Origin of the sequence: Microbacterium oxydans (assembly GCF_026559675.1) — a bacterium.
Taxonomy (GTDB): Bacteria; Actinomycetota; Actinomycetes; order Actinomycetales; family Microbacteriaceae; genus Microbacterium; species Microbacterium oxydans_D.
Map to the genome: position 1 here is coordinate 3,322,872 of NZ_CP092891.1, position 22,956 is coordinate 3,345,827.

General features: G+C 71.6%; 22 protein-coding genes. 8 read left to right on the forward strand and 14 right to left on the reverse strand.

Annotated features, from left to right (window positions below):
* Positions 1-7 precede the first annotated feature (7 nt).
* From MME74_RS16060 to MME74_RS16070, 3 genes are all read right to left on the reverse strand, one after another.
* The gene (locus MME74_RS16060) at positions 8-1,378 is read right to left on the reverse strand and encodes a cytochrome b/b6 domain-containing protein (protein ID WP_267416081.1); all 1,371 of its coding nucleotides are present in this window, start codon (positions 1,376-1,378) and stop codon (positions 8-10) included.
* A gap of 365 nt (positions 1,379-1,743) precedes the next feature.
* The gene (locus MME74_RS16065) at positions 1,744-2,715 is read right to left on the reverse strand and encodes an electron transfer flavoprotein subunit alpha/FixB family protein (RefSeq protein ID WP_267416083.1); all 972 of its coding nucleotides are present in this window, start codon (positions 2,713-2,715) and stop codon (positions 1,744-1,746) included.
* 1 nt (position 2,716) lies between these two features.
* Complete coding sequence (locus tag MME74_RS16070) at positions 2,717-3,493, reverse strand: electron transfer flavoprotein subunit beta/FixA family protein (protein ID WP_267416085.1); 777 nt, start codon at positions 3,491-3,493, stop codon at positions 2,717-2,719.
* A 139-nt stretch (positions 3,494-3,632) separates the two neighbouring features.
* Between MME74_RS16070 and MME74_RS16075 the strand changes: the two genes are divergently transcribed.
* The 3 genes from MME74_RS16075 to MME74_RS16085 are packed head-to-tail and all read left to right on the forward strand — an operon-like array spanning position 3,633 to position 5,081.
* The gene (locus tag MME74_RS16075) at positions 3,633-4,169 is read left to right on the forward strand and encodes a MarR family winged helix-turn-helix transcriptional regulator (protein ID WP_267416086.1); all 537 of its coding nucleotides are present in this window, start codon (positions 3,633-3,635) and stop codon (positions 4,167-4,169) included.
* Between the two features lies 1 nt (position 4,170).
* Positions 4,171-4,641 carry an SRPBCC family protein gene (locus MME74_RS16080; protein ID WP_267416088.1) on the forward strand — a complete coding sequence of 157 codons (471 nt, stop codon included), beginning with the start codon at positions 4,171-4,173 and terminating at the stop codon, positions 4,639-4,641.
* Positions 4,638-5,081 (forward strand): YdeI/OmpD-associated family protein, encoded by a 444-nt coding sequence (locus tag MME74_RS16085; RefSeq protein ID WP_267416089.1) that lies wholly within the window; start codon positions 4,638-4,640, stop codon positions 5,079-5,081. Before MME74_RS16080 ends, MME74_RS16085 begins: the two co-directional genes overlap by 4 nt.
* Before the next feature lie 68 nt (positions 5,082-5,149).
* Here the strand turns inward: MME74_RS16085 and MME74_RS16090 are convergent, their stop codons facing one another.
* The 4 genes from MME74_RS16090 to MME74_RS16105 all read right to left on the reverse strand — a co-directional run bounded on the left by MME74_RS16090 (position 5,150) and on the right by MME74_RS16105 (position 9,712).
* A complete protein-coding gene (locus tag MME74_RS16090) occupies positions 5,150-5,926 on the reverse strand; it encodes an enoyl-CoA hydratase (RefSeq protein ID WP_267416090.1) in 777 nt (258 codons plus the stop codon).
* A gap of 153 nt (positions 5,927-6,079) precedes the next feature.
* Positions 6,080-6,985 (reverse strand): 3-hydroxyisobutyrate dehydrogenase, encoded by a 906-nt coding sequence (gene mmsB / locus MME74_RS16095; protein WP_267416091.1) that lies wholly within the window; start codon positions 6,983-6,985, stop codon positions 6,080-6,082.
* Positions 6,982-8,187, reverse strand: a complete 1,206-nt coding sequence (locus MME74_RS16100) for an acyl-CoA dehydrogenase family protein (protein WP_267416093.1) — start codon at positions 8,185-8,187, stop codon at positions 6,982-6,984. Before MME74_RS16100 ends, mmsB begins: the two co-directional genes overlap by 4 nt.
* A gap of 22 nt (positions 8,188-8,209) precedes the next feature.
* Entirely contained in the window at positions 8,210-9,712 is a 1,503-nt protein-coding gene (locus MME74_RS16105) for a CoA-acylating methylmalonate-semialdehyde dehydrogenase (RefSeq protein WP_267416094.1), read from the reverse strand.
* A 415-nt stretch (positions 9,713-10,127) separates the two neighbouring features.
* Here MME74_RS16105 and MME74_RS16110 point away from each other — a divergent pair, with 415 nt between their 5' ends.
* Together MME74_RS16110 and MME74_RS16115 are read left to right on the forward strand one after the other, a co-directional pair.
* The gene (locus MME74_RS16110) at positions 10,128-10,712 is read left to right on the forward strand and encodes an antibiotic biosynthesis monooxygenase (protein WP_267416096.1); all 585 of its coding nucleotides are present in this window, start codon (positions 10,128-10,130) and stop codon (positions 10,710-10,712) included.
* A gap of 92 nt (positions 10,713-10,804) precedes the next feature.
* A complete protein-coding gene (locus MME74_RS16115; protein ID WP_267416097.1) occupies positions 10,805-11,251 on the forward strand; it encodes a hypothetical protein in 447 nt (148 codons plus the stop codon).
* A 15-nt stretch (positions 11,252-11,266) separates the two neighbouring features.
* Here the strand turns inward: MME74_RS16115 and MME74_RS16120 are convergent, their stop codons facing one another.
* Positions 11,267-12,166, reverse strand: a complete 900-nt coding sequence (locus MME74_RS16120) for a LysR family transcriptional regulator (protein ID WP_267416098.1) — start codon at positions 12,164-12,166, stop codon at positions 11,267-11,269.
* Positions 12,167-12,261: 95 nt separating this feature from the next.
* On the opposite strand from MME74_RS16120, the gene MME74_RS16125 reads away from it, so the two are divergent.
* On the forward strand, positions 12,262-12,927 hold the full coding sequence (locus MME74_RS16125) for a type 1 glutamine amidotransferase domain-containing protein (RefSeq protein WP_267416099.1): 666 nt from the start codon (positions 12,262-12,264) through the stop codon (positions 12,925-12,927).
* A gap of 50 nt (positions 12,928-12,977) precedes the next feature.
* Here MME74_RS16125 and MME74_RS16130 read toward each other — a convergent pair whose 3' ends face one another.
* A complete protein-coding gene (locus MME74_RS16130) occupies positions 12,978-14,144 on the reverse strand; it encodes an ROK family transcriptional regulator (protein WP_267416100.1) in 1,167 nt (388 codons plus the stop codon).
* A gap of 120 nt (positions 14,145-14,264) precedes the next feature.
* On the opposite strand from MME74_RS16130, the gene xylA reads away from it, so the two are divergent.
* Together xylA and MME74_RS16140 are read left to right on the forward strand one after the other, a co-directional pair.
* Entirely contained in the window at positions 14,265-15,455 is a 1,191-nt protein-coding gene (gene xylA, locus MME74_RS16135; RefSeq protein ID WP_267416101.1) for a xylose isomerase, read from the forward strand.
* A gap of 5 nt (positions 15,456-15,460) precedes the next feature.
* Entirely contained in the window at positions 15,461-16,792 is a 1,332-nt protein-coding gene (locus MME74_RS16140) for a xylulokinase (RefSeq protein WP_267416102.1), read from the forward strand.
* A gap of 27 nt (positions 16,793-16,819) precedes the next feature.
* On the opposite strand, the gene MME74_RS16145 is transcribed toward MME74_RS16140, so the two are convergent.
* The 5 genes from MME74_RS16145 to MME74_RS16165 form a co-directional block, all read right to left on the reverse strand.
* Positions 16,820-17,752: an aldose 1-epimerase family protein gene (locus MME74_RS16145; protein WP_267416103.1), complete on the reverse strand. Its 933-nt coding sequence runs from the start codon at positions 17,750-17,752 to the stop codon at positions 16,820-16,822.
* Positions 17,752-19,266 carry an L-arabinose isomerase gene (araA, locus tag MME74_RS16150; protein ID WP_267416104.1) on the reverse strand — a complete coding sequence of 505 codons (1,515 nt, stop codon included), beginning with the start codon at positions 19,264-19,266 and terminating at the stop codon, positions 17,752-17,754. The genes MME74_RS16145 and araA overlap by 1 nt, the downstream gene beginning before the upstream one ends.
* Positions 19,267-19,337: 71 nt before the next feature.
* Positions 19,338-20,981 (reverse strand): xylulokinase, encoded by a 1,644-nt coding sequence (locus tag MME74_RS16155; RefSeq protein ID WP_267416106.1) that lies wholly within the window; start codon positions 20,979-20,981, stop codon positions 19,338-19,340.
* On the reverse strand, positions 20,978-21,646 hold the full coding sequence (locus tag MME74_RS16160) for an L-ribulose-5-phosphate 4-epimerase (RefSeq protein WP_416383352.1): 669 nt from the start codon (positions 21,644-21,646) through the stop codon (positions 20,978-20,980). The genes MME74_RS16155 and MME74_RS16160 overlap by 4 nt, the downstream gene beginning before the upstream one ends.
* Positions 21,647-21,922: 276 nt before the next feature.
* Positions 21,923-22,927 carry a LacI family DNA-binding transcriptional regulator gene (locus MME74_RS16165; protein WP_267416108.1) on the reverse strand — a complete coding sequence of 335 codons (1,005 nt, stop codon included), beginning with the start codon at positions 22,925-22,927 and terminating at the stop codon, positions 21,923-21,925.
* Between the last annotated feature and the right edge of the window lie 29 nt (positions 22,928-22,956).

A 22,956-nucleotide genomic window follows, 5' to 3' on the forward strand; every position in this document is an offset into this window, starting at 1 on the left:
CACCGCGTCAGCGCCCCGAGACCTTTCCGAAGGCCTTCGCGATCGGCGCGAGCACCAGCGGGCGAGCGGCCACCCAGCCGATCGCGATCACCACGAGCGCGCCGATGAACACCCAGAACCCGGTCCAGGTGACCGCGTCCTGCGCCGCGAACATGTGGTTCAGGTTGGCGAGGAATCCGGTCAGCATCACCAGCGCGACGTGGGCGATGATGAACGCCACGAAGTAGAGCATGATCGGGAAGTGCAGCGCACGCGCCCACTCGACCGGGTAGGCCTTCGACAGCTTCTCAGCGTTCTTCGGCCACAGCCCCGACATCCGGAACCCGGTGATCGCTGCGAGAGGCGCGGCGAGGAACACGGTGGCGAAGTACGCGAGCTGCTGCAGGCTGTTGTAGTTGTTCCATCCGTTCTCGTGCGGCCAGTCGAACGAGACGTACTGCAGCGCCGCCGACAGCGCGTTCGGGAACACCTCCCAGCTCGTCGGCACGATCCGCACCCAGTGCCCGGTGACGAACAGCAGCACCACGAAGATCACGCCGTTCACCAGCCACAGGATGTCGAGCGACTGGTGGAACCAGAGGTTGAGGCTGATCTTCCCCTTGGCGTTCCCTCGGGGAGTCCAGAAGACCGTCGGCCGCTTCTCGGTGCGCACCTGCAGACCGGAGCGGATGATCAGCACCATCAGGAACATGTTGAAGAAGTGCTGCCAGCCGATCCACGGCGAGAACCCGGGCTCGACGGCGATCGCCGGCTCGTAATGACCGGGGAACGCGGTGAGGAAGTCCTGCATGAACGGGAAGCTCAGCAGCGTGCGCACGAATGCGACGGCGGCGCCCGCGATCAGCCCGAGCGCGGCCGCGCCGAGCAGGACGGCGATCGCCTGCGTCCACGTCGGACGGCGGCGACCGGATTCCGGAGCCGCAGTGATGTGCCGCGGGGCGCGACCGTTCCACACCGTGCGCGTCCAGGGCAGCGGCGCGTCGAGGTCGGCGACGGCAGGGACGGCGACCGCGGACGCGGGGACGGGAACGAGATCCGCCTCAACCGTCCGGTGGTCGGGCGAGGACGGCGAAGCCGACGCGCCTCCTCGGTCGTCGAGCGAGGACGGCGAAGCCGACCGAGACGAGGCGCCCTGCAGCGCCGGAACCGTTCCCGCGGGCGGCCACGGCTCTCCGCCGGCGACGCGGGGCAGTCCGCGACGGACATTCGCCCCGGACTCCGATCCGGGCACGGCCGCGGTCTGCGCGACCGCAGCCGGAGCGACCGTCGACGCCGCGGCAGTCTCCGTCGCGACGGCGGGCGCGGTCGCGGCAGCAGCGGGTGCTGCGGCCGGAGCCGACAGCTTCGCGCGCTCCGAGGTCCCGGGTACGGAAGCCACGTCCGCCGTGACGGAGGAGGCGGTGTCGGCCGGCGGCCACGGCTCTCCACCCGGAACGCGCGGGAGCCCCCGACGCAGACCGGACCGTCCCGCGATACCCGCGGGGGCAGCCCCAGCGGAGGGAGCAGAAGCGGAGGGAGCAGAAGTGGAGGCAGAAGCAGAGGGCGTCACGACGGAAGCAGCGGTGACGGCAGCTACCGCAACTGCGTCCACCGGCGCTTCGTGGATGGGCGTCGCCTCAGCGGCCGGGCCGGCATCCGTTCCGCCGTCGGCGGCCAGCTCCGCCGCCACGGTATCCGCCGGAGGCCAGGGCTCCCCGCCCGGCACACGCGGCAGCCCGCGTCGCAGCACCCGCGTCGCCATGACTACTTCTTCCGCGCCTCGAGCGCGGCGATCACCTGCGGGACCACCGCGAACACGTCGCCGACGATGCCGAAGTCCGCGACGTCGAAGATCGGCGCCTCGGGGTCCTTGTTGATCGCGACGATGTTCTTCGACGTCTGCATGCCCGCGCGGTGCTGGATCGCGCCGGAGATGCCGAGCGCGACATACAGCTGGGGCGACACGGATACACCGGTCTGCCCGACCTGGTGCGACTGCGGGATGTAGCCCGCATCGACGGCTGCCCGGGACGCACCGACCGCGGCGCCGAGCGCATCGGCCAGCTCCTCGACGAGCACGAACTTCTCCTTCGAGGCGAGACCGCGTCCGCCCGACACGACGCGCGTGGCACCGCGGAGCTCGGGACGGGAGGAGGCCACCTCGACGGCCTCGACCGGGCCGGCGGTCGCCGCGACCGCGCCCGACGGCGTGACGGCGAGGACCTCGACCGAATGCGAGGCCACGGCCTCCGCGCGCGCGTCCACCGCGCCCTGGCGCACCGTGATCACCGGGGTGCCGAACGTGGGAGCCGAGTCGACGAGGTACGCCCCGCCGTAGACGGAGTGGTGCGCGACCACGCCCTCCTCATCGCGGGAGACGCCGACGGCATCGACCGAGAGTGCGCTCTTCGTGCGCACGGCGAAGCGTCCGGCCACATCGCGCCCGGCGATCGAGTTCGAGATGAGCACCGCATCGGGGCGCACCTGCGCCGCCGCGGCCTCCAGCGCGTCCACGATCGGGACCGTGAGAGCGGCGGGGTCCCCGTCGGCCGTCAGCACGACGGAGGCTCCGGCGGCAGCGACCTGGTCCACCGTCGCCGGACTGCCGCCGACGATGAGCGCCACGGGCGAGCCGATGGTCGATGCCGCACCGATCAGGGCGGCCGTGCTGCTCGCGGCGTAGCCCGAAGGGTCGACGTCGACGAGGACGAGGATCGGGTTCTCGGAAGAGGTCATCTCACACCAGCCTGTTCTGCACGAGGTACTCGACGAGCTTGTCGGCGGCGTCACCCTCATCGGTGATCTTCACGCCGGCCGCACGCGGGGGCTTCTCCGACACCGCGGTGATGATCGTCCGCGGAGCTGCGGCCGGATCGGCCGAGACATCCAGGTCGGCGAGAGAGAGCACCTCGAGCGGCTTCTTCTTCGCGGCCATGATGCCCTTGAAGTTCGGGAACCGGGCGTCGGGGAGCGCCTCGGTGATCGAGATGACGGCGGGCAGCGACGCCGAGACCGGCTGGCTCCCGGCGTCTGCGCCACGAGTACCCGAGACGCCCTCCGCGGTGATCTCGACCGAGGTCAGCGCGGTGGCCTGCGCGAACCCGAGGTGCTCGGCCAGCATCGCGGGGATCACACCGCCGGAGCCGTCGGTCGACAGGTTGCCCGTGATCACGAGGTCGGGGGCACCGCGGCGGATCGCGGCCGCGAGCACCTCGGCGGTGAGTCCGAGGTCGGCCCCCGCGAGCTGCTCGTCGGCGATGTGCACGGCGGAGCCGGCCCCGATCGCGAGCGCCCTGCGCACGGAGGCGGTCGAACCCTCGGGAGCCATCGATACGGCCACCACCTCGGTGCCGTCGTTCTTGTCGGCGTAGCTGAGCGCGACCTCGAGCGCGCGCTCCGTGATCTCGTCGAGCACGACGTCACCGGCCGCGCGATCGGCGAGTCCGGTCTCGAGATTCAGCTTGCGGTCGCCATAGGTGTCCGGCACCTCTTTGACCAGGACGAAGATCTTCATCGATTGCTCCTCACGACTGCTGCAATTCTAGACCGCGATACTGAGTCCCAGCCGACTTGCGACTCAGACTCAGCGGTATCGACGACGATGCGGCGCGCGCCGTCGCCGCGCCACCCACTCCCGCCACTACCGTAGAGAAATGGCCCGTCCCCGTCCGCTCCCCATCGACCCGCTCGCCGAGGCGAAGCGGCAGTGGCTCGCGCACGGGTGGACGGATGCCGCCGACGGCATGGCCCTGGTCACGTCGGTCATGCGGGCCCAGCAGCTGCTGCTCGCCCGCGTCGATGCAGCCCTCAAGCCCTTCGCCCTGAGCTTCGCGCGCTACGAGGTGCTGCGCCTGCTGGCCTTCAGCCGCGCGGGCAGCCTTCCGCTCTCGAGCGTGGTCGCCCGACTCCAGGTGCATCCGACGACGGTCACGAGCACGGCGGAACGTCTGGTCCGTGACGGTCTGATCGCCCGCGAACCGCACCCGCACGACGGACGGGCCGCGCTCCTCGTCCTGACGGACGCCGGTCGGGAACTCGTCGAGCAGGCGACCCAGGCCCTCAACGCCGATGTGTTCGCCGAGCCCGGGCTGAGCCGCGACGACGCTGCCGAGCTCGTCGCGATCGTGGCCCGGCTGCGCAAGGACGCGGGGGACTTCGCCGATCCGCGTCCGCAGCCCGAAGCCCTCTGACATGGCCCGGTTCGCGCTCGAGACGATCATCGGCGCGACTCCGGCCGAGGCGTTCACCGCGTCGCTGGACCCGTCACTGCACGTGAAGAGCATGGCTCGATACGGAGAGACCATGGTCGAGGCACCGGCGGGCGGCGTCTTCACCGAGGGCACCACCGCGACCTGGCGCGCGCGCCACTTCGGCATCCCCTTCCGCCTGCGGTCGATCGTGTTCGACGTCGATCCGCCCCACGGGTTCTCGGATCGGCAGATCGCCGGTCCGTTCGCCGCCTTCCTGCACGAGCACCGGTTCGAGGAGCATCCGGCCGGCACGCTCATGCACGACACCGTGACCTTCCGCTCGCCGTTCGGACCGCTCGGCCGGCTCGTGGACGCGATGTTCCTGCGCGCGTACATGCGTCGGCTGATCGCGGAGCGCAACGCGATTCTCGCCGCCGAATTCGAGGATCCCGGGCGTACCCTTTCGGCATGAGCGAACTGCGTCTGCACACCGTCCTCACCGGCCGTGGCCCCGCTGCGGCTATCCTGCTCAGCGACGAGCAGGTCGCGTCGTTCGGCGCCGGCAAGGCCTTCCCGGTCGCCGTCACGATCGGCGGACGCACCGCCCGCCTGCGCGTCGCGCGCATGGGCAGCGAGAACATGATCGGCTTCAGCAAGGCCGTGCGCGCCGACCTCGGGCTCGAGATCGGTCAGGAGATCGATGCCGTGATCCGGGTGGATGCCGCGGAGCGCACGGTGGAGGTCCCGCCCGAGCTCGCCGCCGCTCTCGACACCGATCCCGCGCTGCGCTCCGCCTTCGACGCCCTGTCGTACACCGTGCGCAAGGAGCACGCGCGGAGCGTGGCCGAGGCCAAGCAGGACGCGACCCGCGAGCGCCGGATCGCGAAGATCGTCGACGCGCTCCGGGGCTGACCACTCCTCGATCCCGGCACTCATCGCGTCACGCACTCGTCTCGTCAGGTGTTCGGGCGCTCAGACGCTCAGCGGTTCTGGAAGTCGGGCGACCGCTTCTCCCGGAAGGCCGACATGCCCTCCTTCTGGTCGGCGGTGTCGAACAGTGCGGCGAACGCCTGCTTCTCGTGCGCGAGCCCCTCGGAGAGGGTCGTCTCCATCGCGGCATCCAGCGCGGCCTTCGCGGCGTAGACGGACGGCAGCGACTTCGAGGCGATCGTGTCGGCGAGCTTCGTCGCCTCGGCCAGGAGGTCGGATGCCGGCACGACGCGGGACACGAGGCCGGACCGCTCCGCCTCCTCGGCGCCCATGAAGCGGCCGGAGAGCACCAGCTCCGCGGCCTTGTAGTAGCCGACCGCGCGGATCAGGCGCTGCGTGCCGCCCATGCCCGGGATCACGCCGAGATTGATCTCGGGCTGACCGAACTTCGCCGTATCGGCGGCCAGGATGATGTCGCACATCATCGCCAGCTCGCATCCGCCGCCCAGGGCGAAACCGGAGACGGCCGCGATCACCGGCGTGCGCACCGCAGCGAACTCGTGCCAGATGCCGAAGTGGTCGGTCTCGAGCATCTCCGCCGCGGACATGCCCTCCATCTCCTTGATGTCGGCACCGGCCGCGAACGCCTTCTCCGAGCCCGTCACCACGATGGCTCCGACGCCGTCGTCCGCGTCGAAGGCGAGCGCCGCGGCCGTGACCTCCTCGGCGAGCCGGCCGTTCAAGGCGTTCAGTGCCTCCGGCCGGTTCAGGGTGATCCATCCGACTCGTCCGCGCTGCTCGACCAGGATCGTCTCGTACTCGGTCATGTCGCCCTCTCCGTCGTGGTTCTCTTCAGTATGTCGCGGCGCGGGGACGTTTCGTCTCGGTCGCTGCGCTCCCTCGCTCAACGACCGGATCTCCCCCGCCCGCCCCCGGTCGTCGAGCGAGCGAAGCGAGACGAAACGTCCCGACGGCAGCGCTCACACGCGGTCGTCGCGGATGTCGGTGATGATCCCGGAGAAGTCGCGCGCCGCCCCGTCACCGGCCGCGAAGGCCGCGTAGATCTCCTGCGCCAGCCGCCCCATGCGCGCATCCGTCGAGGTCTGCTCGATCGCCTGCAGCGCGAGACCGAGGTCCTTGGCCATCAGCGCCCCGGCGAAGCCCGGCTGGTAGTCGCGGTTCGCGGGACTCGTGGGCACCGGTCCGGGAACCGGGCAGTTGGTCGTGATCGACCAGCACTGGCCGGAGGCCTGCGAGACGACGTCGAACAGCGCCTGGTGCTCGAGCCCGAGCCGCTCACCCAGCACGAAGGCCTCGGCCACCGCGATCTGCGAGACCGCGAGCACCATGTTGTTGCAGACCTTCGCGGCCTGGCCGAGTCCGGGACCACCGCAGTGCACGATGCGCGCGCCCATGACCTCGAGCAGCGGGCGTGCCGCCGCGTAGTCCTCGTCCGAGCCGCCGACCATGAACGCCAGGGTGCCGTTCTCGGCTCCGACCACGCCGCCCGACACCGGGGCGTCGACGTTGCGGTGCCCCGCCGCGAGCGCGAGCGCATGCGCGGCCCGCGCCTCGTCGACCGCGATGGTCGACGACTCGATGAAGAGCGTTCCCGGTCGCGCGGCCGCGAGCAGTTCGGTGCGATACGCCTCGATCACGTGCTTCCCGGCGGGGAACATCGTGATGACGACATCCGCCTCGGTCACGGCGTCCGCACCGCTCGCCGCCACCGTGATGCCGGCGGCCCGCGCCGCGTCGATGGCCGCGGGGACGAGGTCGAAGCCGTGCACCTCATGCCCGGCCGCCACGAGGTTCTTCGCCATCGGCAGCCCCATGTGTCCGAGACCGAGGAACGCCACCACGGGGCGGGAGGCCGGCGTGGTCATGAGGCGCTCCGCATCTGGTCTCCGCTGCTGCGCTGGAGGGAGTTCGAACCCGCGGGTCGCAGCATCTCGCGTCCGACGATCAGTCGCATGATCTCGTTCGTCCCCTCCAGGATCTGGTGCACCCGCAGATCGCGGACGACCCTCTCGATCCCGTAGTCCTGCAGGTATCCGTACCCGCCGTGCAGCTGCAGGGCGCGGTTGGCGACGTCGAAGCCGGCGTCGGTCGCGAAGCGCTTGGCCATCGCGCAGCGCATGGTGGCGTCGGGAGCGTGCTCGTCGACCGCCTGCGCGCCGTCGCGCACCATCAGTCGGGCGGCGTGCAGCTCGGTGCGCATGTCGGCGATCGCGAACAGGATCGACTGCTTCTCCGAGAGGGGCTCCCCGAAGGCGACCCGCTCGTGCACGTACTGCACGGCCCGGTCGAGCGCCCATTCCGCGCCACCGAGCGAGCAGGCGGCGATGTTGAGGCGGCCGCCGTTGAGGGCCGACATCGCGATCGCGAAACCGCGGCCCTCGTCACCGAGCATGGCGGATGCCGGCACCCGGAGGCCGTCGAAGATCACCTGTCGCGTCGGCTGTGCATTCCAGCCCATCTTCTTCTCCAGGGCTCCGAAGCTCAGCCCCTCGGCGTCGCCGGGGACGAGGAAGGCGCTGATCCCGCGGGCACCCGGCTCCCCCGTGCGCGCCATCACGACGTAGACGGCGGCCTCGCCGGCGCCCGAGATGAACTGCTTGACACCGGTGAGCACGTAGTCGTCGCCGTCGCGCACGGCACTGGTCGCGACGTTCGCGGCATCCGACCCGACGCCCGGCTCGGTGAGGCAGTAGCCGCCGAACTCCGCCATGGCGGTGAGCTTCGGCAGCCATTGGCCGCGCTGCGCCTCGTCGCCGTAGGTGTCGATCATCCACACCACCATGTTGTGGATGGAGATGTAGGCGGCGACCGCGGGGTCGCCCTTGGCGAGCTCTTCGAAGATCGCGACGGTGTCGGTGCGGCTGAGCCCGGTGCCGCCGAACTCCTCGTCGACGTAGATGCCGCCGAGGCCCAGCTCGCCGCCGCGATTCAGCGACTCCCGCGGGAACAGGTGCTTCTCGTCGCGCTCGGCGGCGTACGGGGCGAGCTCGGTCTCCGCGAACTCGCGGACGGCGCCGAGGATCGCCTCGCGCTCCTCGGCGGTGGTGGTGACGGTGGTCATGGTCATCGTGGTTCCTCGTGGGAGTGGATCAATGCATGGTGGGGATGACGAAGCTGGCGCCGTCGCGGATGCCCGCCGCCGGCCAACGGCTCGTCACCGTCTTGGTCTTCGTGTAGAAGCGGAACGCGTCGGTGCCGTGCTGGTTGAGGTCGCCGAAGCCGCTGCGCTTCCAGCCGCCGAACGTGTAATACGCGATCGGGACCGGGATCGGCACGTTCACGCCGACCATGCCGACCTCGACGCGGGCCGCGAAGTCCCGGGCGGCGTCGCCGTCGCGCGTGAAGATCGCGACGCCGTTGCCGTACTCGTGCTCGGAGGCCATGCGCAGGGCCTCCTCGTAGTCGGCGGCGCGGGCGATCACCAGCACCGGGCCGAAGATCTCCTCGCGGTAGATCGCCATGTCGGTCGTGACGTGGTCGAACAGCGTCGGGCCGAGGTAGAACCCCTCCTCGTGACCGGGGACCGTGAAGCCGCGACCGTCGGCGAGGAGCGTCGCGCCCTCGTCGACGCCCTGCTGGATGTAGCCCTCGACCCGTTCGACGGCCGCCCGCGTGACCAGGGGCCCGTAGTCGACGTCGGTCGCGAGGGACGGACCGACCCGCAGCTGCGCGACGCGCTCGGAGAGCTTTGCGGCGAGGGCATCCGCCGTCTCCTGCCCCACCGGGACCGCGACCGAGATGGCCATGCAGCGCTCGCCGGCCGAGCCGTAGCCGGAGCCGATCAGCGCGTCGACGGCCTGGTCGAGATCGGCGTCGGGCATCACGATCATGTGGTTCTTCGCCCCGCCGAAGCACTGCGCGCGCTTGCCGTTCGCCGCGGCGGTCGCGTAGATGTACTCGGCGATCGGGGTCGAGCCGACGAAGCCGACGGCGCGGATGCGGTCGTCGGTGAGCAGCGTGTCGACCGCCTCCTTGTCGCCGTGCACCACGTTGAGGACACCGGCGGGCAGCCCCGCCTCGAGGAAGAGCTCGGCGATGCGCACCGGTACCGAGGGGTCGCGCTCGCTGGGCTTGAGCACGACCGCGTTGCCGGCGGCGAGGGCGGGGCCCGCCTTCCAGAGCGGGATCATGGCCGGGAAGTTGAACGGGGTGATCGCGGCGACCACGCCGAGCGGCTGCCGCATCGAGTAGACGTCGATCCCGGCACCGGCTCCGGTGGAGTACTCCCCCTTGAGCAGGTGCGGGGCTCCGGCGGAGAACTCGATGACCTCGAGGCCGCGCTGGATGTCGCCCTTCGCATCGTCGACCGTCTTGCCGTGCTCGCTCGCGAGCAGTTCGGCGAGTGACGTCATCTCGCGCTGCACCAGGTCGAGGAAGCGGAGCAGCACGCGGGCGCGCTTCTGGGGGTTGGTCGCCGCCCAGGCGACCTGGGCCTCCGCGGCGTTCGCGATCACGCGACGCACCTCCTCGGCCGAGGCGAGCGGCACACGGGCCTGCACGGCGCCGGTGCTCGGATCGAACACGTCGGCGAAGCGGCCCTCGTCGGGTGTGAGCAGCGATCCGCATACGAAGTGCGCGATGGTACGAGTCATTGTGTGACATCCCTCCGTGCCGTCGTTGGCACATTGGCGAGTTTACTCTGGCGCCCGGACATTTACTAGGACGTCCTTGTATTTCGAGCCACTCCTTCCTCCCCCACGGATCGAGGTTGTTCGCGCCGCGTTCACCGCCGCGTCATCTGGCCCGGGTACAACTGCAGATGCGCGGACAGAGACTCAGACCGGATCGGGTGTCACGTCTACCGCGCGCACGGTGGGCACTCTCGCTCCCGTTGCGGCTCCCACGCCGCGAGACCCCCGCCGAATCGGGTCGGCGGGGGTCCTCTTCGTGGCGGTGCCGACGACCTGCCTCCGGTCGCATCAGAAGTAGAATCGACGGTGCGCCGCCACCCCTGGCGCATCCGCTTCGGCGTCCCGATCCCGGACGCCCGTCACCGAGGACTCCACCTTGTCCGAACCTCTCACCGTGTCCATCCGCCGCGAAGTCGACCCCGAGCGCATCGTCGAGGCGACCGCCTGGGTGCAGACGGGGGTGAACCTCGCGACGAAGTATCCGGGCTTCCTCGGCTCCGGCTGGGTCCGTGCCGGCGAGGATTCTCAGGTCTGGCACATGCTCTACCGCTTCGCGAGCGAGGATTCGCTCACGGCCTGGGAGCAGTCGGCCGAGCGGGCGTGGTGGCTGTCGATGGGCGAGGGCTTCGTGCGCAGCGAGCGCTCGAAGCGCCGGACCGGGATCGAGGGCTGGTTCGACGAGCCCACGACCGGCACCATCACGCTCCCGTCCCCCGACGGCACCACCGAGACGGTCGCGGTCGCGCCGGCTCCCCCGCGCTGGAAGCAGGCGACGTCGATCTGGCTGGGCTTCTTCCCCGTGAACCTCGCCTTCACGTACGCGATGAGCCCCGTCCCCGGATGGAACGAGCTGCCGATCTGGCTGCGCGTGCTCGTCACCACGCTGGTGCTCACGCCGATCATGGCGTACTGGGTGCTCCCGTTCGTGACGCGCTCGCTGCGGAGCTGGCTCACGCGCTGACCACTCCTCGGTCGTCCGCACCATCGCGACGGCCCGGGTTTTCCCGTCCCCTCGCCGAGCACGGGCGCGCACCCTGCCGCTACGGTGGGGCCATGCGACCGACTCCGCATCCCCCTCGTGCCCTCCGGATCGCGCTCGCCTCCGTCGCCTCCTTCCAGCTCCTGTCCGCACTGGCCGGGATGGTGGGGCTGACGATCGGCGGCGGGATGGGGCTGCCGAGGGAGTGGATCGAGGGCAGCGCGTTCGACTCCTACGTGTGGCCGGGGATCATCCTCGGCGTCGTCGTCGGCGGGGTGCAGGCGCTGGCGCTCCTCGCGCAGTTCGGGCGGTTCCGCCTCACCTGGGGGATGCACGCGGCCGCCGGGCTCACGATGATGATCTGGATCTTCGTGGAGATCGCCATCATGCTCGTCTGGTCGCCGCTGCACGGCATCTACTTCGCGACGGGCCTGCTCCAGACCGCGCTCGCCGTCCTCGCGCTGGGCGCCTGGCCACGGCCGTTCCTCGCCCGCGAGCCCCGGCGGATGCCCGAGCGCTGACACGCCCGCCGCGGGTCATCCTCCGGCGACGGCGAGACGGAGCATCCGGTCGATCTCGGCCACCGCGTCGGTGAGCGGTCCCGGACGGCGCACCAGGTGGATGGTGTTGATCGGCGGGTCATCGGTCTCGCACACGACGACGAGTCGGCCGTCGGCGAGCTCGTCCGCGATCAGGTAGGCGGGCAGCACGGTGACCCCGGCACCGGCGACCGCTGCCGCGGCGAGCGCACGCAGGTCGGGCACGATCAGTGCGGGCTCGCGCTCCAGCCGGACGCCGAACACATGGCGCCAGAACCGCCGCAGAATGGGCACGTCGTGCGCATAGGCGAGGAGCGGGATGCCCTCGAGCGCCGCGGGGGCCAGCTCGGCGGAGGGCGTGAGGCCTCGCGACGGAGCAGCGACGAGGACGAACTCCTCGTCGACGAGGGCGGCCGCGGGAAGGGCGCGCCCCTTCGGCCGCACGGCGGAGATCACCAGGTCCAGGCTGCCGACCCGAAGCTGCTCCAACAGCTCATCCGCGATCCCCTCGGTGACCGCGATGCGGCGGCCCGCGTCGATCAGCGGCGCCAGAGCCGGCATCGCCACGCGCTCGACGAACTCGGCGGCGCCGCCGATCCGCACCGCCGGGCTCTCGGCCGGCTCCGGACCGCCGACCACGAGCGCGAGCGCGTCCAGCGGACCGGAGAGCCGGGCGGCGAGGTCGTCGCCGCGGGGAGTGGGACGGATCCCGCGAGCATGCCGGACGAACAGCGGCTCCCCCATGCTCCGCTCCAGCGCCTGCAGCTGGGCGGTCACGGAGGACTGCGCGAGCCCCAGCGTCCGTGCGGCCGCCGACACCGACCCCGATCGGTGCGCGGCGAGGAACGTGCGCCAGAGGGCGATGTCTCCCAGACCATCGGAATTCCGATTGCTCATACCGTGAATCTATCGGAAGTGTTCCTGACAGGAGTCCGTTGTCCCCGGTATCGACTTCCGCAACGGGAGCCGTCGCCCATCCCGAAGGAGCCCTCATGTCCACCGTCCTCTTCGTCGTGACCGCCGCCCGCAGCTGGACCCTCAGCGACGGCACCGAGCACCCCACCGGATTCTGGGCGGAGGAGCTGGTGACCCCGTGGCGACTGCTGACCGCGGCGGGCCATGACGTCGTCTTCGCCACTCCCGGCGGGGTCGCCCCTGTCGTGGATGCCGCGAGCCTCGGCGACGGTGACGCCGCCGCTGTCGCGGAGATCCCCGGCCTCGCGGCGCCGCTCGTGCTGGCCGACGTCGAGGCGTCCGCGTTCGATGCCGTCTACTACCCCGGCGGTCACGGCCCGATGCAGGACCTCGCTCACGACCTCGACTCGGCCGCGCTGATCTCGGCGACCATCGCGGCAGGACGACCCCTGGCCGCGGTCTGCCACGGCCTGGCCGCCCTCCTGCCCGCGCGCACGGAGGTCGGTGACCCGGTGGTCGCCGGACGGCGGATCACCGGCTTCTCCGACGAGGAGGAGCGCCTGGGCGGGCTCGCCGACCGCGCGCCGTTCCTGCTCGAGAGCGCACTGCGCGATCTCGGCGCCGACGTCGAGGTCGCCACGGCGTGGAGCGATCACACGATCGTGGACGGCCTGCTCATCACCGGACAGAACCCGCAGTCCTCGGAGTCGGCGGCTCGCGCCCTGCTCACCGCTCTCGCCTGAGAGCCTGCGAGCGCCGGCTCCCGTCGTCCGCTCCCGTCAGGCCACTCCCCTCAGATCACGCCGACCGAGGTCAGCGCGTGCTCGGCCGCACCGAGCAGCAGCCGGTCGGCGGCGAGGGAGGCCGGGAGGATGCGCAGCCCCTCCGCGTTCTCGGCCATGGCGCGAGCGGCCACGGCGGAGGCGAAGCTCTCCGGGTCGAGTTCCTCGAGCTGCGCGAGGAAGCCGCCGAGCACGACCACCGAGGGGTTGAGGATGTTCACGGCATCCGCGATCGCCTGCGCGAGCACACCGCGCTGGCGATCGCACTCCTCACGGACCGGATCGTCGTCGGATGCCGCGGCGAGAGCGTCCGCGAGGGCCGTGTCGTCCGCGGCGGCGAGTCCGAGCAGGTCGAGAAGGCGAGCGCGGCTGACGTCGTCCTCGAGGACGGTGGTGCGATCCGCATCCACCCGGTTCTGCCCGAACTCCCCCGCGTAGCCGCCGACCCCGCCCACCGGGGAGCCGTGCACGATGATCCCGCCACCGATGCCGGAGGGTCCGCCGTTGAGGTAGACGACGTCGTTCGCGCCGTGCGCCGCCCCGAACAGGTGCTCGGCGAGAGCGCCGAGGCTCGCGTCGTTGCCCACCGCGACCGGCAGGCCCGTCGCGTCGGCGATCAGCGCGCGCAGCGGAGCATCCGTCCAGCCGAGGTGCGGCGCGTTCCGCACGAGCCCGTCGGCCGCGCGGACCAGCCCGGGCACCGCGGCGCCGACGGCGACGAGCCGTGCCTCTCGGAGCGGACCGGCGCGCCAGCGGTCGACGACCTCGGAGACGAGGGCCGCGACCTCCTCGGCCGTGAGCAGGGAGGCGGACTCGATGCGCTCACGGACCGAGATCGTGCGCGCGAGGTCGACCGCCGCGATCTCCACCGCGTCGATCTCGGGGTTCACCGCGATCACCACGGTCGAGGGCGCTGCCGCGACGACCGGCGAGGGCCGTCCGACCCTGCCCACCGGATCCGGATCGCGCTCCACGACCCATCCGTCGGTCACGAGCTCGGCGACGAGGTCGGCGATCGTGGAGCGATTCAGCCCCGTGGCGGCGGTCAGCTGCGCTCGCGACTGCGCTCCGCCCCGGTGCACGAGGCGCAGGACGCGGGCGAGGTTGCGCGAGCGCACGCCATCGCCGGGCTCCTTGGGCGCAGCGGTTCCGCCGAGCTCCGGCGCAGCATCCGTCACATCTTCCTCGCATTCGGTTTCCGGCCAGTCTAGGAGGTGGACAACCTCGACATCAGGTTATATGTTGTTGCTCACAACATTTATGCAGCGCCGCCGCGCGGCACCATGCGAAGGAGCATCATGAGCCTCACCCCGACCCGCGACGACAAGTTCTCCTTCGGCCTCTGGACGGTGGGTTACAACGGCACCGATCCCTTCGGCGGCCCGACGCGTCCGGCGCTCGACGTCGTGCACGCGGTCGAGAAGCTCGCCGAGCTGGGCGCCTACGGCCTCACCTTCCACGACGACGACCTCTTCGCCTTCGGCTCCACCGACGCCGAGCGGCAGACCCAGATCGACCGCCTCAAGGGCGCCCTCGCCGACACGGGCCTGATCGTGCCGATGGTCACCACGAACCTGTTCAGCGCCCCGGTCTTCAAGGACGGCGGCTTCACCTCGAACGACCGGCAGGTGCGGCGCTACGCCCTGCGGAAGGTCTTCCGCCAGCTCGACCTCGGCGCCGAGCTGGGAGCCAAGACCTTCGTGATGTGGGGCGGCCGCGAGGGGGCGGAGTACGACTCCGCGAAGGACGTGCGCGCCGCCCTCGAGCGCTACCGCGAGGCCGTGAACCTGCTCGGCGACTACGTGACCGACAAGGGGTACGACATCCGGTTCGCGATCGAGCCGAAGCCCAACGAGCCGCGCGGTGACATCCTGCTCCCCACGCTCGGACACGCGATCGCGTTCATCGACTCCCTGGAGCGCCCCGAGCTCGTCGGCGTGAACCCGGAGGTGGGGCACGAGCAGATGGCCGGCCTGAACTTCGCCGCCGGCATCGCCCAGGCCCTGTTCCACGGCAAGCTCTTCCACATCGACCTCAACGGCCAGCGCGGGATCAAGTACGACCAGGACCTGGTGTTCGGGCACGGCGATCTGCACAACGCCTTCGCGCTCGTCGACCTGCTGGAGAACGGCGGCCCCGGCGGCGTGCCCGCCTACGAGGGTCCGCGGCACTTCGACTACAAGCCCAGCCGCACGGAGGACGAGGACGGCGTCTGGGCGTCGGCCGCCGCCAACATGCGCACCTACCTGCTGCTGAAGGAGCGCGCCGCGGCCTTCCGCGCCGACCCGGAGGTGCAGGAGGCCCTGGCCGCCGCGCGCGTGGCCGAGCTGTCGACGCCCACGCTGAACCCCGGCGAGAGCTACGACGCATTCCTCGCGGACCGCAGCGCCTACGAGGACTTCGACGCCGATGCGTACCTCGGCGGTCACGGCTTCGGCTTCGTGCGGCTGCAGCAGCTCGCCACGGAGCACCTCCTCGGCGCACGCTGACCGGCATGGCACTCGTCCTCGGCGTCGACTCCTCGACGCAGTCGTGCAAGGTCGTGGTGTTCGACACCACGGTTCCGACCGACACCGCGGCCGATGCCGTCGTCCGCACCGGTCGCGCTCCGCACCCCGACGGCACCTCGGTCGACCCCGAAGCCTGGTGGCGCGCACTGCGGACCGCGATCGCGGATGCCGGCGGCCTCGACGACATCGAGTCCTGGGCGATCGGCGGGCAGCAGCACGGCATGGTCGCGCTGGACGCCGAGGGCCGTGTCATCCGTGATGCGCTGCTGTGGAACGACACCCGGTCCGCGGAGGCCGCGGATGCTCTGGTCGCGGAGTTCGGGGCGCAGGAGCTGGCGGATCGCACCGGGCTCGTGCCCGTGGCATCCTTCACGATCTCGAAGGTGCGCTGGCTCCGCGACCACGAACCGGAGAACGCGGCGCGGGTCGCGGCGGTCGCGCTCCCGCACGACTGGCTCACCTGGCGCCTGCGCGGCTACGGACCGGCCGGCGGCGAGGGAGTGACGCACGGCCCCGTCCTCGAGGAGCTGGTGACCGACCGCTCCGACGCCTCGGGCACCGGCTACTGGAACCCGGCGACGGGAGAGTACGACCGCGAGCTGTTCGCCGCCGCCCTCGGGCACGACGCCGTCCTGCCCCGCGTGCTCGGTGCCGACGAATCCGTGACGGATGCTGCCGGCCGCCGAGTCGCGCCCGGCGCCGGCGACAACGCCGCGGCCGCCCTGGGCCTCGGCGCGGGTCCGGGCGACGTCGTCGTCTCGATCGGCACGAGCGGCACGGTGTTCGCGGTCAGTCCGACGCCCTCCTCTGATGCCTCCGGGATCATCGCCGGGTTCGCGTCCGCCGACGGACACTTCCTTCCGCTGGTGTGCACGCTCAACGCGGCGCGCGTCCTCGACGTCACGGCCGCTCTTCTCGGCGTCGACCACGAGGAGCTGAGTCGCCTCGCGCTGGCCGCGACCCCCGGAGCCGACGGCCTGTCACTCCTCCCCTACTTCGAGGGCGAGCGCACCCCGAACCTCCCGGATGCCACCGCGACGCTGAGCGGCATGACGCTCGCCTCCACGACCCGCGAGAACCTCGCGCGCGCGGCCGTGGAGGGGATGCTGTCCGGCCTCGGCGCGGGCCTCGACGCCCTCCGTGCGGACGGGGTGCCGCTGCACCGCGCGCTGCTGATCGGCGGCGGGGCGCAGTCCCCCGCCGTTCGCGCGATCGCCCCGGCGGTGCTCGGCATCCCGGTCGAGGTGCCGCCCGCGGGCGAGTACGTCGCGCTCGGCGCCGCCCGGCAGGCCGCCGCGGTCCTCGCCGTCGGCTGAGCCGGTCGGGCCGCGGATCCGCTCAGGTCACGAAGCCGACGAGAGCGCGCGGATCCGCCAGGCTGCGGCATGCACGGCGCCCGGCTCGAGGACCACGAGGTCGACCCCGGAGCTGAAGGCATCGGGCGGGCAGGTCATCGGCTCGACCGCGAGGCCGATCCGGTGGATGCCGTCGAGGCCCGGGTTGTCGGCGGTGTGCACCTGCACCCACGGGCACCGCTCGTCCCAGCTCATCGCCACACCCGATCCGGCGTCGGTCGTGAGGCGCACCTCGGCGATGCCGTCCGAACGGGCGAGGTCCGTGAACGCATGGTCGATGAACACGTCGTCGATCCTCCGCGCCGCACGGAAGTCCCACTGCGGATGCTGCGCCACGGGCTCCACGCCGATCGGGCTCAGCCGGTCGGGCGTGACCGTGAGGACCGCGGAGGCCGGGAGCCGCAGCGTCCACGCATCCACGCGACCGGGGCCGGCCACGAGATACGGATGCGGGCCGGTGCCCCAGGGCGCGGCATCCGCTCCGATGTTGTGCGCGGTGATCGTCTGGTGCAGGCCCTCGGCGTCGAGGAGGTACTCGACCTCGACCTCGATGCGGAACGGGTAGCCCGCCTGCGGTTCGATCACCGCCGCGAGCACGACCCGGTCGTCGAGGACCAGCCGATCCGAGAACTCCGACCAGACGAGCAGTCCGTGCAGGGCCTGTCCCCGCGCCGGCTCGGTCAGCGGCAGCTGATGCTCGACGCCGTCGAAGCGATAGCGGCCGTCGACGATGCGGTTCGGCCACGGCGCGAGCGTCGCGCCGCGGTAGCCGGGGCGCACCTCATCCGCAGCGAACGGCACGACGAGGTCGCGTCCTTCGAAGGTGAGCGTCCGCAGCGAGGCGCCCACGCTCGCGACCATCGCCTCGTACCCGTGGCCGCCGATGCGGAGCTGACGTCCGGACCTCGGTTCGACCGCCATCACAGCCCCTGCGCGAGACGGTAGTAGGCCTGGTTCCAGCGCACCTGCTTCTGAAACTCCGGCAGCGTCGTGCTCTCGTCGATCACCAGCAGCTCCACCTCGGCCATCTCGGCGAAGTCGCGGAAGGCCTCGATCCCGACCGCGGTCGACATGACCGTGTGATGCGCGGCTCCGGCGGTGAGCCACGCGGCGGCGCTCGTGGTGAAGTCCGGCTGCGGCTTCCACACGGCCCGGCCGACGGGGAGCTTCGGCAGCGCGGCACGCGGCTCGACGTTCTCGACCACGTTCGCGGTCAGGCGGAACCGATCGCGCATGTCGCTGAGCGCGACCACGACGGCGGGGCCGGGGTCGGCCGTGAAGACCAGGCGCACCGGATCGTCCTTGCCGCCGATGCCGAGGGGATGCACCTCGAGCGCGGGCTTCGCGGTGGTGAGCGACGGCGACACCTCCAGCATGTGCGCGCCGAGGATCAGCTCGTCGCCCGGGGTCATGTCGTAGGTGTAGTCCTCCATCAGGCTCGCGCCGCCGGGGAGCCCCGCGCCCATGACGTTCGCGATGCGCACCAGGATCGCGGTCTTCCAGTCGCCCTCCGCACCGAAGCCGTACCCCTCGGCCATGAGCCGCTGCACCGCGAGTCCGGGCAGCTGCTTCAGGGATCCGAGGTCCTCGAACGAGGTGGTGAAGGCGCCGAAGCCGCTCTCCTCCAGGAACGAGCGCAGACCGATCTCGATCGCGGCCCCGTCGCGCAGGGAGGCATGACGGTCGCCGCCCCGCCGCAGCTCGGGCGCGACCTCGTACAGCTCCTCGTACTCGGCGACGAGCGCGTCGATGTCGGCATCGGATGCCGTCGCGACGGCATCCGCCAGCTCGTTCACGCCCCAGGTGTTCACCTGCACGCCGAAGCGCAGCTCGGCCTCCGTCTTGTCGCCCTCGGTCACCGCGACGAAGCGCATGTTGTCGCCGAAGCGGGCGAGCTTCAGGTCGCGCGACGCCGCGAGCCCGGCCGCCGCACGCTGCCAGGTGCCGAGTTCGCGTTGCACGCGCGGGTCGCTGGCGTGCCCGACGATCGTCTTGCGCGGCACGCTCAGCCGGGTCTGGATGTAGCCGAACTCGCGGTCGCCGTGCGCGGCCTGGTTGAGGTTCATGAAGTCGAAGTCGATGTCGGCCCACGGCAGCTCGACGTTCGCCTGCGTGTGCAGGTGCGCGAGCGGCTTCCGCAGCGCATCCAGGCCGGCGATCCACATCTTCGCCGGGCTGAACGTGTGCATCCACGCGACGAGCCCGATCACCCGGTCGTCGGCGTTGGCCTCCAGCGCGGTGCGCTTGATCGCGGCGGCATCCGTCAGCACCGGCTTCCAGACGATGGTGACCGGCACGTCGTCCGCCGCGTCCAGGATGCGTGCGATCTCCTGCGACTGGTCGGCCACCTGCGCGAGCGTCTCGGGCCCGTACAGGTGCTGGCTGCCGGTGAGGAACCAGACCTCGTAGCCGTCGAGGGAGGTGGTGAGTGCCATGGGTTGCCTTTCAGGGAGCCGATCGTCGAGCGAAGGGGAGGGAGGGGACACGTGGTGAGGCGTCTCGTCTCCTACGCCCGCTCGACGAACGAGAGGACGGGGAGGGAGGCGACGGCGGCGGCCTCGACCGCCAGCCCGGACCGGTAGCGGGCGAGGTAGGAGAGGAATCCGGCGACGTCGGAGGAGTCCGGGTCGGCGATCGAGACGGATGCCGTGGCGAAGACCCGCTCGTCGAGGTAGGCCCCGAGCGGGAGGGCGTCGGCGTGCGCGAGGTACGACGCGAGCACCGCGATGCCCCACGCCCCTCCCTCCGACGCCAGCTTGCCGACCGCGACCGGCGCATCGAGGGCGGCGGCGAGGAAGCGCTGCGCGACCCCGGCCGTGCGGAACATGCCCCCGTGCGCGAACATCCGGTCCAGCTCGACACCCTCCGCGGCCAGCACCTGCATGCCGAGGGCGAGCGTGCCGAAGACGCCGTAGAGCTGGGCGCGCATGAAGTTCGCGAGCGTGAACGCACTGTCGGGTGTCCGCACGAACAGCGGCCGCCCCGCGTCGAGTCCGGCGAGGGGTTCACCGGCGAGGTGGTTGTAGGCGAGCAGGCCGCCGGCGTCCGCCTCACCGCCGAGCGCCTCGAGGAACAGCAGATCGAACACCGCGTCGTCGTCGACGGGCCGCCCGGCGGCCGCGGCGAAGCGTCCGAAGAGCCCCGCCCACGCCGCGAGCTCGCTCGCCCCGTTGTTGCAGTGCACCATCGCCACGGCGTCACCCGCGGGGGTCGTCACGAGATCCAGCTCGTGATGGACCGCGGCCAGCGGACGTTCCAGCACCACCATCGCGAAGATGCTGGTGCCCGCCGAGACGTTGCCGGTTCGGGGCGACACGGAGTTGGTCGCGACCATGCCGGTGCCCGCATCGCCCTCGGGCGGACAGAACGGGATGCCGGGCCGGAGGGCGCCGGACGGATCCAGCAGCGCCGCGCCGGACACGGTGAGCGTGCCGGCGGGCGCCCCGGCCGGGAGCACGACGGGGAGCAGCTCGGCGAGCGGACGGGAGAGGCGGTCACCGGCGAGCGCGTCGTAGGCCCGCAGCATCCGCGCGTCGTAGGCGGGTGCGACGGTGGTGCCGGAGCGGGCGTCGATCGGGAACATGCCGGAGGCGTCGCCCACGCCGAGCACCCGCTCGCCGGTGAGCCGCTCGTGCACGTGGCCGGCGAGGGTGTTGATGCTCGCGATCCGCGGCACATGCGCCTCGCGGTCGATCACGGCCTGGTGCAGGTGCGCGATCGACCAGCGCAGCGGGATGTTGACGCCGAGCAGCGCCGTCAGCTCGGCCGCCGCGGTGCCGGTGCCGGTGTTGCGCCAGGTGCGGAACGGGACGAGCAGTTCGCCCGCCGCATCGAAGGCGAGGTGGCCGTGCATCATCGCCGAGATGCCGATCGCCCCGAACGAGTCGGGACGGATGCTGTGCCGCTGCTCGGCATCGTCGATCAGCGCCGCGTAGGCGGACTGCAACCCCGCCCACACCTCGTCGATCGCGTAGGTCCAGACGCCGTCCTCGAGGCTGTTCTCCCACGAGGACGACCCGGTCGCGAGCACCTCGGTATCCTCCCCGATCAGGCAGGCTTTGATGCGCGTCGACCCCAGCTCGATGCCCAGGCTCGTCCGACCGGCCCGGATGTCGTCGGCGACGCGCCCCGCGTCCTGTCGCGAGGTCATCGGCGGGCATCCCCGTTCTGGCCGTAGACGTTCTGGTAGCGGCCGAACAGGCGGTCGATCGTCTCTTGCGGGATCGGGATCAGCGGTCCCGCCTCACGGGCGAGGTGCACGGTGCGGGCGACGTCCTCGACCATCACAGCGGCCTTCACGGCGTCGGCCGCATCGACGCCGATCGTGAACGGACCGTGGTTCTGCATGAGCACGGCGCGCGAGCGGTGGCCACGGAGCGTGTCGACGATCCCCCGTCCGATCGAGTCGTCGCCGATGACCGCGAGGGGACCCACCGGGATCGCGCCCCCGAACTCATCGGCCATGGCCGTGATCACGCACGGGATCTCCTCGCCGCGGGCCGCCCACGCCACGGCGTAGGTCGAATGGGTGTGCACGACGCCGCCGACCTCGGGCAGGTGCCGATAGACGTAGGCGTGCGCGGCGGTGTCACTCGACGGCGAGCGGTCGCTGCCGGGCGTGCCGGGGACGACGCGGCCGTCGAGATCGCAGAGGATCATGTTCTCCGGGGAGAGATCGTCGTAGGAGACGCCCGACGGCTTGATCACGAACAGGTCGGCGCCGGGGACCCGGCCGGAGACGTTGCCGCCCGTCCATACGACCAGTCCGTAGCGCACGAGTTCGCCGTGCAGCCGGGCGACGTCGGCGCGGACCATGCGGATGGCCGATTCGACCTGATCGGAGAAGGTGGGGGCTTCGTTGCTCACGGGACCTCGGAGTGCTGTGACCGATCACTGTGACCGGTCACAGCAGTGTGCCACGAGCGCTCCCCCGCGTCAACCACCCCCCTCTCCCGCTCCCCCCTTCCTCCGCCGAGTGCACGGGATGTCGCCGAGTGCACGGCCTGTTCACGTCGGCAGGCCGTGCACTCGACGAGAAGCCGTGCACTCGGCGAAACGAAGGAGGCGGGCGCGAGGGCGCGCGGGCGCGGGTCAGCGGGGCGGGGCGACCGAGGCGCGGGAGATGAGCTCGGGGGCGACCGGCGCCAGGGCATCCGCCTCCACCGTGCCGATCAGGGCGGCGACCGCGCGGCGCGCCAGCTCGTCGAAGTCCTGCCGCACCGTGGTGAGCCTCGGCCAGTAGAACGCGGCGTCCGGGATGTCGTCGAAGCCCACCACGCTGAGGTCGGCGGGGACAGACAGCCCGGCCTCCTGCAGACCGCCGAGCAGCCCGAGCGCCATCTGGTCGTTCGCGGCGAAGACCGCGGTGACTCCCGCGGCCCGGATCGCGGCGGTCGCGGTGTACCCCGATCCGGCCGACCAGTCCCCCGCGATCACCGGCCCCGGCTCGAGGCCGCGCGCGGCGAGTTCGGCCGTGAAGCCCTGGACGCGCGACTCCGCTTCGAGCCAGTCCGCGGGGCCGGCGAGGTGCGCGATGCGGGTGTGCCCGGCATCCGCGAGAGCCGCGACCGCCAGCCGGGCGCCGGCGGCCTGATCGACCCAGAGACCGCGAGCTCCGCGACCGGCGGAGTGCAGCGTGACCACCGGCACCCCGATCCGCAGGGCGTCGAGGGCCTTGAGGGTGCGGGCGTGCGGGGCGACCACCACGATCCCTTCGACGCCCTGGGCGACGAGATGCTCGACGGCGGCGACGACGGCCTCGGCGTCGCCCGCATCGGCGAACGCGGCGCTGACCCAGTAGCCCGACTGGCGCGCGGTCGCCTCGAGCGCGGCGATGCTGCGAGATGGCCCGTACTGCAGCGCGTCGGACGCCAGGACGCCGATGGTGCGGGAGCGACGGGTGCCCAGCGCCCGCGCCGCGTTGTTCATGCGATATCCGAGCTCGGCCATCGCGGACTCCACGCGCTGTTTCGTGTCGGCGGCGACCTCGGGGTGGTCGTTGAGCACCCGCGACACGGTCTGCCGGGAGACCCCGGCGAGCGCCGCCACGTCACGGACGCCGACCGTTCGGCCGGACGCGCGGGGGGACTCACTCACGCCGACGAGTGTACGACCTCGCGCGGCCC

What these genes read in the sequence shown, in the direction of transcription:
- MME74_RS16145 (WP_267416103.1), bottom strand. Translation starts at nt 17,752, where the DNA reads ATGGCGGTCGAACCGAGGTCCGGACGTCAGCTCCGCATCGGCGGCCAC.
- MME74_RS16085 (WP_267416089.1), top strand. Translation starts at nt 4,638, where the DNA reads ATGAGCGAACTGCGTCTGCACACCGTCCTCACCGGCCGTGGCCCCGCT.
- MME74_RS16080 (WP_267416088.1), top strand. Translation starts at nt 4,171, where the DNA reads ATGGCCCGGTTCGCGCTCGAGACGATCATCGGCGCGACTCCGGCCGAG.
- MME74_RS16070 (WP_267416085.1), bottom strand. Translation starts at nt 3,493, where the DNA reads ATGAAGATCTTCGTCCTGGTCAAAGAGGTGCCGGACACCTATGGCGAC.
- xylA (WP_267416101.1), top strand. Translation starts at nt 14,265, where the DNA reads ATGAGCCTCACCCCGACCCGCGACGACAAGTTCTCCTTCGGCCTCTGG.
- MME74_RS16155 (WP_267416106.1), bottom strand. Translation starts at nt 20,981, where the DNA reads ATGACCTCGCGACAGGACGCGGGGCGCGTCGCCGACGACATCCGGGCC.
- MME74_RS16160 (WP_416383352.1), bottom strand. Translation starts at nt 21,646, where the DNA reads ATGGTCCGCGCCGACGTCGCCCGGCTGCACGGCGAACTCGTGCGCTAC.
- MME74_RS16105 (WP_267416094.1), bottom strand. Translation starts at nt 9,712, where the DNA reads ATGACTCGTACCATCGCGCACTTCGTATGCGGATCGCTGCTCACACCC.
- MME74_RS16065 (WP_267416083.1), bottom strand. Translation starts at nt 2,715, where the DNA reads ATGACCTCTTCCGAGAACCCGATCCTCGTCCTCGTCGACGTCGACCCT.
- MME74_RS16125 (WP_267416099.1), top strand. Translation starts at nt 12,262, where the DNA reads ATGTCCACCGTCCTCTTCGTCGTGACCGCCGCCCGCAGCTGGACCCTC.
- araA (WP_267416104.1), bottom strand. Translation starts at nt 19,266, where the DNA reads ATGGCACTCACCACCTCCCTCGACGGCTACGAGGTCTGGTTCCTCACC.
- MME74_RS16100 (WP_267416093.1), bottom strand. Translation starts at nt 8,187, where the DNA reads ATGACCATGACCACCGTCACCACCACCGCCGAGGAGCGCGAGGCGATC.
- MME74_RS16075 (WP_267416086.1), top strand. Translation starts at nt 3,633, where the DNA reads ATGGCCCGTCCCCGTCCGCTCCCCATCGACCCGCTCGCCGAGGCGAAG.
- MME74_RS16115 (WP_267416097.1), top strand. Translation starts at nt 10,805, where the DNA reads ATGCGACCGACTCCGCATCCCCCTCGTGCCCTCCGGATCGCGCTCGCC.
- mmsB (WP_267416091.1), bottom strand. Translation starts at nt 6,985, where the DNA reads ATGACCACGCCGGCCTCCCGCCCCGTGGTGGCGTTCCTCGGTCTCGGA.
- MME74_RS16090 (WP_267416090.1), bottom strand. Translation starts at nt 5,926, where the DNA reads ATGACCGAGTACGAGACGATCCTGGTCGAGCAGCGCGGACGAGTCGGA.
- MME74_RS16140 (WP_267416102.1), top strand. Translation starts at nt 15,461, where the DNA reads ATGGCACTCGTCCTCGGCGTCGACTCCTCGACGCAGTCGTGCAAGGTC.
- MME74_RS16120 (WP_267416098.1), bottom strand. Translation starts at nt 12,166, where the DNA reads ATGAGCAATCGGAATTCCGATGGTCTGGGAGACATCGCCCTCTGGCGC.